Origin of the sequence: Echinicola shivajiensis (assembly GCF_018642165.1) — a bacterium.
Lineage (GTDB): Bacteria > Bacteroidota > Bacteroidia > Cytophagales > Cyclobacteriaceae > Echinicola > Echinicola shivajiensis.
The window spans coordinates 1-12,017 of sequence record NZ_JAHHZM010000026.1 but is presented as its reverse complement, the minus strand read 5'-3'; the positions used below and the strand labels follow the sequence as shown (position 1 = coordinate 12,017).

The following is a 12,017-nucleotide window of genomic DNA, read 5'->3' as shown; positions in this document are numbered from 1 at the left end:
GACCTCAAGGGAGAATCTTTGAGAAAGGGAATCTTGAAAAATGAATAAAAAATGACCTTCTTTAAATGATCTTTCTTAGTGGCACGGTTTGACCGAAATCACTGGCATGGTCAGACCGAAATAGCCACAGCAAGATAAAAAGCTTAATAAACTGAATTTCATATTAAATCATGTTCGATAAGATGATAAAAATAATTTGTCTGTAAAAGTATAATTTTTTGCCAAAAACAGGCCGGATTTGTTGGAAATAGTCTGTTTGTGAAAAAAAAAACTGCATCTAAATCCATTGATTTAATGGAGATATCAACTCTGTCTTTTCAGTGGGGATTTAGCATTCAATTAAATTAGTCCTTTGGTTTAGTGCAATAGAGTCTTTATAAATTATCCCAATCTTCACTTTCTAGAGTGAAAATACTATCTACAGTTTCATTGAAAACAGCGGCAATTTTTAATGATAGTAATGTAGAGGGAATAAATTTGCCTTTTTCAATCGAATTGATGGTCTGTCTGGATACGCCTACTTTTTTTGCCAGGTCCGCTTGGGTCATGTCTTTTTTTGCCCGTTCTACTTTTATTGAATTTTTCATTGAAGGTTCATCCCTTTAGCTTCAGATATTGCAAACAGATTATGGCGACTATTAGGGTAATACTGAGATACTCAAAGGCAGAAATGGAAAACCAAGAATCCGTATCAATGGAATAGCCATTAAAATTTTCGATATAATTAATAATCATCGTGATAATGGTGGCTATGGGAATGGAGATGGCCAAGGACTTAAATTTTAAAAATGCGATTCGTTCATCAAAATCCTTCTCTTTAGAGAAAAAGATCAACATTAATCCCATGGCGATAGGAAAGCTTCCTCCAGCCAAATCAATAATATTGTATTCATACATTCTTTGGAAGAATATTATTGCTCCAAGAACAATGATTATGATCCCTAAAAACCGAGTCCAATAGGGATACATGAAATTGGGTATTATGGACTTGTTCATAAGCTGTTGATTTTTAGTTGATTTAATTATAAATGTAAAGGATATTTTACAAAATGTCAAGTTAAGTAGATTTATTGTATAGAGACAGGTTTCCATTGGTAACAAAGAAGTCCTTTACACAAATGAAATAAAATGGGGATGAGAGTGGAGATATCAAATACCAAGTGAATGGTCTTCGTTTAATTAGTCTTCATTTTTAGATATAGAAATACTTCATCCAGCTCATTGGGCAGTTTTGTGGTTCCTACCATGTCCATACCTAGTTTTACTAAAAGTCGCTGTGAGGAAGTGTTTTCTTTGGCGGTGATGCCTTTGACTTCAGTTAATTCAAAATCCTCAAATGCAGCCTTCATTAATCTTTGGGCAGCTTCAAATGCAAAGCCTAAACCTTCATACTGCGGTAAAAGCCCAAATCCAATATCAATTCCTTCTATTCCAGGCCTGTCATAAAGTCCACAGGTACCGACTTTTGCACCATCCATTTTTTTGATTAAGGAATAACAGGAAAAGCCCAGTGTTTTTAGTTGGGGTAGCATGCTTCTCCGTATATATTTTTCGGCATCCATAACTGAATGTATACCTCTATCCCCAACATATTTGAGGAGCTTTGGTGTATTCATCACCTGATAGATTAATTCTGCATCATCTTCACTAGTTGGATGGATAAGAAGTCTTTCCGTTTCAAATTTTTTAAACATTATTTTATGTAGAATAGTGTTTAAATAAAGAGGTGTCATCACCTATTATTCGATGATAGCCTGGGGTTTCTAAAAAGTGTTTGTAGGAATCAAACATTTGAGTTTGATAAGATTTACTTAATTAATATACTTAAAATATTAAGTTAGCGCAATGATTATAGTGTGTTAATAATCAGTTAGATATGGTTTTTTTGATAAAAAATGAAAGAACCCTAAGTTTTATCATTAACCTAGGCTTTCTGTACTTGGTTAGGAAAAAACTATTGTTTGTTTTTTAATTCTTGCCTTCTCATGGGCATGGAATCTATTTTGCCAAATAGTTGATGGGGTGCTAAATATTTATTCTGCCTTAATTTCACAGAACCATCAAGGCCGATTAAGATGATTTCAAATTTGGACTTTAGGACGATGAACTTATCATTAATGGTTTTAATCTTATTCCAAGTGCTATCCGGGCTTAATCCCTCTTTGTACTGATCATCATTAATTTGATAGATAAATAATTTTCGCTCTTCAAGTTCAGTATTATAATTCTCTAGTTCACCAATTTGATGTTTATAGGTGGAATCATTTCGGTCAGTGGTTTTGATGATCAAGACCCTGTCTTTCCACTGGTGATTTGACAGATTCTGAGCTCTTAACCCAAAGGGAGCTGTATGGGTAAGAAGAAATAATAATAGACTTAAATAGTTTATTTTCATTGGTTTATATCAATGTGTTGAACTATTGAATAACCAATTTGTAGAGCTGAATGTTTTGGAGATAATGGGTAGGTGAGTTGGGAAAGATTTACTGAAATAAATTGAAGTCAATATTATTTACTACGGAGAATTTTTTCCATTGGGCGCCCTTTGGCCAATTCATCAACCAGTTTATCCAAAAATCTTACTTGCTGGGTTAATGGATTGTCAATTTCCTCTATTCGGTACCCACAAATTACGCCTTTAATAAGGTGGGCATTGGGGTTCAAATTTGCATTTTGAAAGAAAGTCTCAAATGTTATTTGATCCGCAATATATTCTTGGACTTTTGATTCATCAAATCCAGTAAGCCATTCAATTACTTGTATTAGTTCATCTTTTGTTCTGCCTTTCTTTTCAACCTTTGCCAGGTAATGCGGATATACGGAAGCAAATGTCAATTTCGCAACACGTTCATTATGTTTGTCTGTAATTTTCATATAATGCTTAATTCCAAATTTCATTCGATTGGGTTAGAATAAGCGGGGTTTGATCGGTGATCAAAATGGTATGCTCATGCTGAGCTACATATCCTCCTTTATTACCGACCAATGTCCAACCATCATGAAGTTCGACAGCAAAGCTGGATTGGGTAGCAATAAATGTCTCAATGGCCACAGTAGTGTTTTTTTGGAATCTTTCATTATTTCCTTTTACCCTGTAATTTAGGATATTGTCTGGCTTTTCATGCAGGTTTCTCCCAACTCCATGGCCTGCTAAGTTCTTAAGGACCCTATAACCTGATTTTTTTGCTTCTGATTCTATTAAATAGCCAATATCAGCTATTTTGACCCCCCCTTTGATTTGGTGAATGGCTTTATGTAAAATCTGCTTGGAAGCATCTACTAGGGGTTGATGGTGATGTATGTCTTTTCCAATTACAAAGGAGCCTCCATTGTCTGACCAAAAACCGTTTAGCTCAGCAGAAACATCAATGTTGATTAAATCTCCTTCTTGGATTATTTTCCTGGTCGAGGGTATTCCATGCGCGGCTTCATTATTTAAGCTGATGCAAGTATATCCAGGAAATCCATATGTCTCAAATGGTGCTGATTTTGCCCCATAACTTTTTAGAATCTTTCCACCATAGTTGTCCAGTTCTTTGGTAGACATACCCACTCTGGCATATTCCCGCATGAGTTTGAGTGTGGTGGCTACGACCTTACTGATTTCTTGCATTCCGATTAATTCTGATGCTGAAGTTATTGACATGGCTGTGTTTTTATCTAGGCGGTTTTGGTCCGGTAATTTTAAAAGAAACCTAATTAAATAGTATATAGTTTCATAATTAATACTTAGTATCTTGAACAATAGGTTGGATTATTTTTTCCTTTTGTAATGAAACTGCGCCAATCCAGAATCGAATGTTTTTACCATCACTAACTCGAGTAGTTGTTCGGGACGTTCATCTTTAAACAATCTTATTCCGTTGCCTAACAATACTGGAACGACTGAAATAATAAATTCATCAATCAAATCATTTTTTAAGAGCTCATTTATTACTTCTGAACCTCCGTCACAATAAATGTTTTTACCACTTTGGGATTTTAGTTGCTTAACCAAATCAGTCAGGTTTCCAGTGTAAAAAGTTGTCCTGCCAGATTTTGGTCTTTCGGTTCTTGTTATAACATATACATCTCGTTGCCCATTGTCATAATGAGATGGTCCAATTTCCTTGAGCACATAATCATAGGTTTTTCTACCGATAATTAATGTATCAATCGTGTCTGTAAATTGCGTATATCCATAGTCTTCACCTTCTTTCTCTACAAGTTTTAAGAATTCCAGATCGTCATTAGGCTTTGCAATGTACCCATCTAAGCTTGTGGCAATGAAAAGCGATAGTTTTCGCATTTGTCTTAAATTTTAGTTTCTACAAAATTAGTTTCTTAGAGGGATTTTTGCCTTGTAAAAAAGCGGCAAACTAATAACGCGACGTGAAATGTCTCATTTTTTAATTTTTCCAATGAGAATACAATTGGCTTAGTGGAACTTATAGATGTTTTAGAAAACTATCTTTAAGGGGAGTTTATTAGCCTGGTTTATTGTTTTCTGATATTCTGAACCTAACAATTCTTTCAATCAAATCATATGGAATTGACTGATCAAGGGGGAACTGAACTGATCCTTTCCCTTGCTTATATTTTGAGAGTTCATTTTTGAATTCGCTGTGTCCTTGAGGAGTAGCATAAAATCCTATATGCTTTTTGTATGCCGCAAAGTAAACTAGTGGCTTCTTATTTGTTTTATATCCTGGCATACCATAAGAAATAAGCTCCTCAGCATCAGGTGCATTTTCTTTGATCAATGTCCTTATTTTTCTCAAAATTCCTTGGACATGATCAGGGAACTGGCGAATGTAAGATTCTATTTTGTCCATTTTATATTGGATTTTTTTAACTATTAAGTGTATTGCCCGAAGGTTAGCAAGTTATTGTCAGGGTCGACCATAGAAAATTCCTTTTGTCCCCATGGTTTAACCTCTAGTGCTCCATTGGGATGGATTGGCGTTTTTTGATCTAAAAAGGATTGGTAAAGTTCTTCAATATTATCCGTCCTAATATAAACTTGCCCGTAGTTTTCCTTGGGCTCAAGATCTTTAAACTCAAAAAAATGAATTTGAATCTTATCTTTTTCTACCATCAAGTAGCCATCATAATCAACCATACCAAATTCAGTAAATCCCAACTGATTGATGTAATAGTCTTTGGTTACTTTTTTGTCACGCATGGGTAGTTTTGGATTGACGTCAGTTAGCATATCTCATCAGTTTGTTTATGGTTTACTTTTAAAATACTCAATTTTCAAACTCTTAACATGGGTAAAAACGTCAATTGTTAAATTGGAACTGTATTTTTTGATGGTTGAAGAATATATTAATTTTTATTCCTGATGATTTTAATAATACGACCATAGATAATTTCCGATAAATTCCAGTTGTAGCCATCAAAATTCGTGGTATTCGTGAATTGAATAACTACAGTATTGATGTCTTGATGGTATTTGGCAATGCTTTGGTAGCCCGGGATCAGTCCTGTGTGCTCGTAAACGTAAATTGAAGAATACATTTCTTGCTCTTCCTTGTTCTTAAACACTGAACCATCATTTAGAGCCCTTAAAAATTTACCTAAATCTTCTGCTGTTGCCAACATTGAGCCATTATGATCTGTTTTTAAGTCGCTTTCATATCCAACATAATAGCCACTCATTACATCATCCAAATTTACATCCTGAATAGAACCAAAGGTGTTTTTGAGATCAAGTGGGTCTAAAATTTTCTCCTTTATGTATTGAAATCTACCTTTTCCAGAGACTTTTTCTATGAGCATAGAAAGCAATAAATAATTCGTATTACTATATTGGAAGTGCTCATTTGGTTCAAAACTTGCCGGCAAATCATATATCAATGCTAGTTGTTCCTCGCTATTACTTTTTGGCGATACCCAATAGTTAGGAGTATCAGTATAATTGGGAATACCACTTCGATGCTGGACCATCATTTTCACTGTGATTTTATCGGCATTTTCTATTCGTCCTACCAGGTCAGGAAAATAATCAGCCAGTGTCTTATCCAAAGAGAGGCGCCCTTCGCTTACCAATTTAGTAATAGCAACAGCTGTGTAAAGTTTGCTGTTGCTGGCAATTTTGAACAGTGAATGAGGATCTGCGGGAGTTTTCTCTTCTCGATTTTTATAGCCCGCAGCATAAAATTCAGGAGGTTTTCCGGCTTTGTCTACATAAACAATAATACCTTCAAAACCGTAATCAGTTGCTTTGTTTACCTGTTCTTGAATGGTCTTAGGTAATGGTTTTATCCAAGCACTTACTAATATCCAAGGAACAAAGAACAATGAGATAATTGTCCCAATAAACAATGAAATTCTAATTATTCGCTTTGATGTCTTTTTTGTCATACTTATTCCGGGAAAAGCTAATCGATATATATTTTAGCTCAGGTGTAAACCACAAACTGTTTTTGGCATTCTCGATAGCTATTTTTAAGTGCAATCATATGAAGAAACTGTAATGGTTCCGTTTTCTTTTAATTCAATTTGCAAGTCCACGGTAGCTTCACCTCCCTCAAATTTTATGATATTTCCTGATTTTTCTTGAAATATCGGAATACAAAATTCATTCTTGTTGATCTGTAAACCATATTCACTGACCATTTGGTGATAGACCTCACTTAAGGTGAGATTTTTGTATTCTGTTATGTGGTCAAAACATCCGTCCCAAGCGCTGTAAGTATAAGTACCATTTTCATAATATTTATATTCAAAATACTTAGGAAACTCCCCATTATCAGTTTTGATAAGCCTTTTCTCTTCCTTTTTGTCCGTGAGAGGACCTAATAGGTTGATGTAAGTTTTGCCGTTTTTGTCTTTTCCAATTTCAGCTTTCTTGTTGGTCAGATCAGAGCTAAATACAAAACCGTTAACTTTTTCAGGTTTAATCCACTTACCACTCAACGAGAACCCATTTCCGATAGGCATACTTTCGTCCGTCTCAATTGATTTTTCAGCAATTATACTTTCTCCTGCAGGTAATTCGGTTAGGATTTTCGAATTGAATGTAGGCTGTTCATAAACTTTTGCACCTAAGATATTTATTACTTTTAACTTGTTTTCATTTTTGAAATTTTGTCCAAAAGCGAAGTTCAAAAAGAGAATGGAAATGACTGATACCAAAAAAGTTTTCATACTTATGTTTTAAGGTTATGGGCAGTTACCTTATCAGTTTATTTATTCAGTTGGTATTTTAGACATGTCCATATAGAAAATCTCCCAAGTGTGCCCGTCAAAATCTTCAATGGATCGTTGTTGCATAAATCCATAATCCCTTATTTCATGGGGCTCCGTTCCTCCTGCATTTAAGCCATTTTCGAGAATACTGTTTACTTCATCCAAACTATCTACGGCTAAAGAAAAAAGCCCTGCTAATTTTGATTTCGTGTCGGCAATTGGCTTGGTGGCAAAACTTGCAAATTTTTCGTGGTTCAAGAGCATCACAAAAATGTTCTCACTCCACACCATACACTTTGCAGTTTCGTCGGAAAATTGAGGATTGTTGGTGAATCCTAATGCCGTATAAAAGTCCATTGATTTTTGAAGGTCTTTTACTGGCAAATTGATAAATACTTGTTTGGCCATTTTATTATAATCGTTTACGGTTCAAAAAATAGGTTTGTTTATTGTTTCAAATGTTATAGGTCATTGTGATTTTTACAATTACAGTAACAGCCTCCTTTATTTAAAGAGGCTGTTTTAAAGTTAATAAAGTTTCTGTTTATTACCACGTTAATTTGAAGGACTGACTCGCTATACTATTCATGTAAACAGCGTGAATTCTTTAATTTGAGAAGTGATCCTCAGGCAGTAAGTTCTAAGCAACTTTGATACCATACAGTTAGCTGATTTTAACAATAATTTTCCCTATAGTATGGCCTTTTTCGATTTCTTCATGGGCTAGATAAAGCTCATTAAATTGAAATTCTTGAGATATATGAGGCCTTAATTTTTTTTGATGTATTTGATTGATCAATTCATTTAAAATTGTCTGATGTCTGCCATTTGAGCCTGAAACACCCATATATTCGTAGCTAATGGTGTGGGATTTCAATAGCATTTTATAACCAACCAACTCATCAAAATGTACAGGAAGATGGTGCATATATGTCCTCCTGTTTTTAAATATTGCAAAGATTGGAGAAAAGTATCACCTCCAACGGTATCCAAAATAAACTCTACACCTTCTTGTTCAGTAACTTGGTTTACGGTTTCAATAATATTTTCTGTTTTATAATTGATGACATGATCGGCTTTTAATACTTCTTTACAAAAATGAATTGACTCTGGCCTGCTAGCTGTTGTTATCACTTTGCAACCTGCATTCTTAGCTAATTGAATTGCTATGTGTCCTACACCTCCGGCGCCAGCATGGATGAGTACCCAATCATTTTTAACTATTTTGAGTTTATCAAATAAAGCTTCATAAGCGGTAATGCCGACCAATGGAATCGCGGCACCAATTATTGGATCCAAGTCAGGTACCTTTAAACACAGGATCGATTTAATGGAAATATATTCCGCATTGGCGCCTGGCAAAAAAGGGTTGGGTGATGCGATGATTCTATCCCCCAATTGTAAATCGGTAACTGCTATTCCCTTTTCAACTATCTCACCATATAAATCATAACCCAAAGTCACAGGGAATGTCCTGCGATCACTTTGGATACTTCTAATTCGACAATCCAATGGGTTAACGCTGGTGTAGTGAACTTTAACCAAAACCTCATCATTTTTAATGATTGGTTTTGGAAGATCGATGGTTTTAAATACGTCCTTGGCCGAACCGTTCTTGATTATAACATTTGCTTTCATAGTACTTTTTGATACAAATGTATTTCTGGTACTAAGTATGATTGTTATTCAAAAAGAAGGGATTTTTATTCATTCAGTATTTTCTGATGGAAGAAGGGCGTATACCGAATTTCCTTTTGAATGCATTCGAAAAACTCCCCAGGCTCTGGTATCCGCATTGTAAGGAAATATCCTGGAGAGAGGTATTAGTGTCTAGCAATAGTTGATGAGCTTTTGCCAACTTTTGGTCTACTTGATATTCAAAAATGTTTTTATGAAATGCTTCCTTGAATAGCTGTTTCAGTTTGAAAGTGTTGATGCCAATATCTTTTGCTAATTGTTCAATAGTTATATAATGTTCTGATTTATCTAGGATTCTCCGCGCTTCTTCAATTCTTTCATCATCTTGGTGGCTTTTCTTCAATTGATAATTGTTGCATCTCAAAAGTGTTTCTGAAAATGAACAAAGCTGATCCAGAAGAATCTTTTCTATCATTAGGCCTGAAAAGCTATTGTTTGTTTCGTCCATCTTGGTAATGCTGTTGAGTAATTCTAAATTGTTTGGGACAATTGGCAACTCAATAACCTCATTATTGAATATACCATTATGTAGTTGATTGATTTCTTCAGCAAGACGCTTGGAGAAGTGTAGATGAATTACATTGAACAGCGTATCATGTTTTAGTTTTGAATGATAGACATTGGAGTGGGTGTTATATAGTAGTGTTTTTCCCTCATTAAAAGTATATATCCTTTTCTTGTTACTGAAAGTCTCAGAATACCCATTTATACATAATACAAGCTTGAAAAATGATTCTGTATAATCAACCTCCAATTCGAGTGCATCAATCGTGTGAAAATTGTAAAAGTGAATAGAGGACCCAAGCAAGTTTGAGAAACTTAACTCTTTATAAAATTGGTAGTTATTAAAGGAAGGATTGATGGAGTTGGAAATTTTCATAAGCAGTGGAGCTAAGGTCTATCGAATGTCCTTTTATGGGATTGGGGATGATTTTTTACTTGTTAAAACATAAAGTTAATGCTCATTTATCTTATCCAAATTGCTTGGGTTTTTGTCCTTTAGCAGCTAACTCAGCAACCTGGTTAATTCGATTTTGTCTGGTTTCGGCTATTTTGGCAAGTACAATCCATTGTAAAATAGTTTTTCTCATTGATTTGTTAAGGCTTAAAAAATAGTCCTTAGAACCTTTTTGTGTGATAAAGGTTGCTTCTAAATCTTTTGGGACAATTAGTTCTTCTACTTCATCCAATATCGTCCACAAACCGTTTTGCTTTGCAATTTCAATGCTCTCAAAACCTGCAGGCATCATTTGCCCGGTTTCTATAAGCATTTGAACTTTGTCTTTATTGATTTTTGACCAAGTGCTATTCGGTTTTCTTTTGGAATAGAATTGACGATAGCTAAATTCATCTATGGTTTGTTTCTTACTATCAATCCAGCCAAAGCAAAGCGCTGTCTCTACGGCCTCACTCCAACTGATACTGTCTTTACCTGAATTTTTGTTATAAAATACGATCCATACAGACTGTTTGGAATGGTGGTTTGCTTCTAACCATTTTTGCCAATCAGCACAATTTGCTGGATAATATTCTTCCATATCTTCTTGGGGCATCTATTTATTAGGGTTATTTCAAAACCTACTATTAAAGTAGTAAAAAGCCATTTCTTTTTTAGCAGAGGCCTTATATTGTTTAATGCCATAGCTGCCTTCCAATGTGCCTTACCTCTTATTCTTTGCTTTTTAAGTTTTCCAGTGCTTTAGTTTGGGCAATTTCCAAGGCTTTTTCCGAGCTGCTTGGTTCCGATTGAGTGGATTTAATCTATTCTTGTGGTTCACCTTTAATTATTTCACAATGTCCTATACTGTCCCGACCTTTTTCCTGGGCCATTCTGAAGGTGGAATAATGCCCTTCTGATGGTTCAATGTTGTGATCCAATAATTAGCTACTCAATAGTTTCGAATCAGTCAGTACTTTACAGACTTTATCTTGAATATATTTTGTCATAACTGTTTTGGGTTTTATTTTTCGTATTTCTTACTATTTGCTTTATTGTTCAAAAGTCTTTCCAGTTTTTGCAATCTAGAAAGCCAAAACTTGTCAAAGTAGCTAATCCATTCTTGTAGTTCATTAAAGCCGTCTTGCCTTAGAATACAGTAGCGCTCTCTTCCGATATTCTGGATGGAAATGAACCCCGCGCTATTGAGAATTTTGACATGCTTAGAAACCGCAGGTCGGCTCATTTTAAAATTTTCGGCAATAGAATTTATGGTTAAACTGTCTTTTGATAGGAGTTGTAAAATTTGCCGCCTGCTGGGGTCTGCAATGACCTGAAATGCATCAAATGTTTGTGCTGTCATATCATGTTACATTTAGTTGTTTGGTTAAGCGCTTGCCTATTTTTGCCCAACCTTTGTTCATAATGATATAAGCCAAATAGTTTTTCATTCCTTTAAATCCTTTGTGTTCCAATGTCAAAATAGTTCCATTGCCTTCAGGTGTGAGTGTCCAAATAACAATCGAATCAAGTGAAGGTTTTTCTTTTGACAAACCGCCTTTCCACGAATAGACGAGTTTTTTGAAAACCTCGATTTCTAGTACTTCACAGTAAATTCTTCCGTCAAAACCTAAGGGGTATTTGGGTTTTGTGCCAAACTGAAACTTGTGCCCAACTATTGGCTTAAAGTCATTCGGCATAAGCCACTGTGCTAATAACTCGGAATTGGTCAAATATTCCCAAACGGTTTCTGGTGATTGTTCGAAGGTAAATTGATGTTGGATTTCTTTTTCCATAATACGTAACTTAAAAGTTACGCAATTTTAAATATAACTTTTGGGCGGTACAAAATTTTTAAGGAAAGATTTTATTAGCCTTCCTGTAAGAATATCGACCCTTTCTGTACTCTAGATAAGGTCTCTTTTAGGAGTTGGAGGCCGTCCTGTAGGTAAAGTAAACTCTCCAGTTGCCCTATTGGGCATTCCGGTAGGGCAGTGGTACCGTCCATTTGGACAGGAAAGCTATTTTACCCTACAGGAAAGAGTTTAAAACGGTAAGATTAGCTTTTTCGTCTTTTCGAGACCTAACATTTGGTACCCAACCGCACAAAAGGGAATGACGTTTAGATCGAAGTGGCCTGTACAATATAGCCGTCCCTGGTATAGTGCAAATTGCCTGTTTTCGAGCATGGTTGGATAGAAAGGAG

18 protein-coding genes are annotated in these 12,017 nt (G+C 35.2%); all 18 read right to left on the bottom strand.

Features of this window, described 5'->3' with window-relative positions; translation table 11 throughout:
* Nucleotides 1–374 precede the first annotated feature (374 nt).
* Nucleotides 375–587, bottom strand: a complete 213-nt coding sequence (locus KMW37_RS22310) for a helix-turn-helix transcriptional regulator (protein WP_215226858.1) — start codon at nucleotides 585–587, stop codon at nucleotides 375–377.
* A gap of 7 nt (nucleotides 588–594) precedes the next feature.
* Complete coding sequence (locus KMW37_RS22305; RefSeq protein WP_215226857.1) at nucleotides 595–996, bottom strand: hypothetical protein; 402 nt, start codon at nucleotides 994–996, stop codon at nucleotides 595–597.
* 179 nt (nucleotides 997–1,175) lie between these two features.
* Entirely contained in the window at nucleotides 1,176–1,694 is a 519-nt protein-coding gene (locus tag KMW37_RS22300) for a GNAT family N-acetyltransferase (RefSeq protein ID WP_215226856.1), read from the bottom strand.
* 260 nt (nucleotides 1,695–1,954) lie between these two features.
* On the bottom strand, nucleotides 1,955–2,395 hold the full coding sequence (locus tag KMW37_RS22295; RefSeq protein ID WP_215226855.1) for a DUF4174 domain-containing protein: 441 nt from the start codon (nucleotides 2,393–2,395) through the stop codon (nucleotides 1,955–1,957).
* 113 nt (nucleotides 2,396–2,508) lie between these two features.
* Nucleotides 2,509–2,874: a DUF2200 domain-containing protein gene (locus KMW37_RS22290; RefSeq protein ID WP_215226859.1), complete on the bottom strand. Its 366-nt coding sequence runs from the start codon at nucleotides 2,872–2,874 to the stop codon at nucleotides 2,509–2,511.
* 7 nt (nucleotides 2,875–2,881) lie between these two features.
* On the bottom strand, nucleotides 2,882–3,646 hold the full coding sequence (gene map, locus KMW37_RS22285; RefSeq protein WP_215226854.1) for a type I methionyl aminopeptidase: 765 nt from the start codon (nucleotides 3,644–3,646) through the stop codon (nucleotides 2,882–2,884).
* Nucleotides 3,647–3,754: 108 nt separating this feature from the next.
* Nucleotides 3,755–4,288 carry a dihydrofolate reductase family protein gene (locus tag KMW37_RS22280; protein WP_215226853.1) on the bottom strand — a complete coding sequence of 178 codons (534 nt, stop codon included), beginning with the start codon at nucleotides 4,286–4,288 and terminating at the stop codon, nucleotides 3,755–3,757.
* A 178-nt stretch (nucleotides 4,289–4,466) separates the two neighbouring features.
* Nucleotides 4,467–4,814, bottom strand: coding sequence for an iron chaperone (locus tag KMW37_RS22275; RefSeq protein ID WP_215226852.1), 348 nt, complete (start codon nucleotides 4,812–4,814; stop codon nucleotides 4,467–4,469).
* A gap of 23 nt (nucleotides 4,815–4,837) precedes the next feature.
* Nucleotides 4,838–5,194, bottom strand: coding sequence for a bleomycin resistance protein (locus KMW37_RS22270; protein ID WP_215226851.1), 357 nt, complete (start codon nucleotides 5,192–5,194; stop codon nucleotides 4,838–4,840).
* A gap of 116 nt (nucleotides 5,195–5,310) precedes the next feature.
* The gene (locus KMW37_RS22265; RefSeq protein ID WP_215226850.1) at nucleotides 5,311–6,348 is read right to left on the bottom strand and encodes a serine hydrolase domain-containing protein; all 1,038 of its coding nucleotides are present in this window, start codon (nucleotides 6,346–6,348) and stop codon (nucleotides 5,311–5,313) included.
* Between the two features lie 84 nt (nucleotides 6,349–6,432).
* A complete protein-coding gene (locus KMW37_RS22260) occupies nucleotides 6,433–7,134 on the bottom strand; it encodes a hypothetical protein (protein ID WP_215226849.1) in 702 nt (233 codons plus the stop codon).
* A 42-nt stretch (nucleotides 7,135–7,176) separates the two neighbouring features.
* Nucleotides 7,177–7,584, bottom strand: coding sequence for a VOC family protein (locus KMW37_RS22255; RefSeq protein WP_215226848.1), 408 nt, complete (start codon nucleotides 7,582–7,584; stop codon nucleotides 7,177–7,179).
* 256 nt (nucleotides 7,585–7,840) lie between these two features.
* Nucleotides 7,841–8,059 carry a zinc-binding dehydrogenase gene (locus tag KMW37_RS22575; RefSeq protein ID WP_262898212.1) on the bottom strand — a complete coding sequence of 73 codons (219 nt, stop codon included), beginning with the start codon at nucleotides 8,057–8,059 and terminating at the stop codon, nucleotides 7,841–7,843.
* Nucleotides 8,050–8,814, bottom strand: a complete 765-nt coding sequence (locus tag KMW37_RS22245) for a quinone oxidoreductase family protein (RefSeq protein WP_215226846.1) — start codon at nucleotides 8,812–8,814, stop codon at nucleotides 8,050–8,052. The genes KMW37_RS22575 and KMW37_RS22245 overlap by 10 nt, the downstream gene beginning before the upstream one ends.
* A gap of 73 nt (nucleotides 8,815–8,887) precedes the next feature.
* Nucleotides 8,888–9,754, bottom strand: a complete 867-nt coding sequence (locus tag KMW37_RS22240) for a helix-turn-helix domain-containing protein (protein WP_215226845.1) — start codon at nucleotides 9,752–9,754, stop codon at nucleotides 8,888–8,890.
* 91 nt (nucleotides 9,755–9,845) lie between these two features.
* Complete coding sequence (locus KMW37_RS22235; protein WP_246581610.1) at nucleotides 9,846–10,412, bottom strand: YdeI/OmpD-associated family protein; 567 nt, start codon at nucleotides 10,410–10,412, stop codon at nucleotides 9,846–9,848.
* A gap of 423 nt (nucleotides 10,413–10,835) precedes the next feature.
* Nucleotides 10,836–11,174: an ArsR/SmtB family transcription factor gene (locus KMW37_RS22230; RefSeq protein ID WP_215226843.1), complete on the bottom strand. Its 339-nt coding sequence runs from the start codon at nucleotides 11,172–11,174 to the stop codon at nucleotides 10,836–10,838.
* A gap of 1 nt (nucleotide 11,175) precedes the next feature.
* Nucleotides 11,176–11,607 (bottom strand): SRPBCC family protein, encoded by a 432-nt coding sequence (locus tag KMW37_RS22225; RefSeq protein WP_215226842.1) that lies wholly within the window; start codon nucleotides 11,605–11,607, stop codon nucleotides 11,176–11,178.
* Nucleotides 11,608–12,017 lie beyond the last annotated feature (410 nt).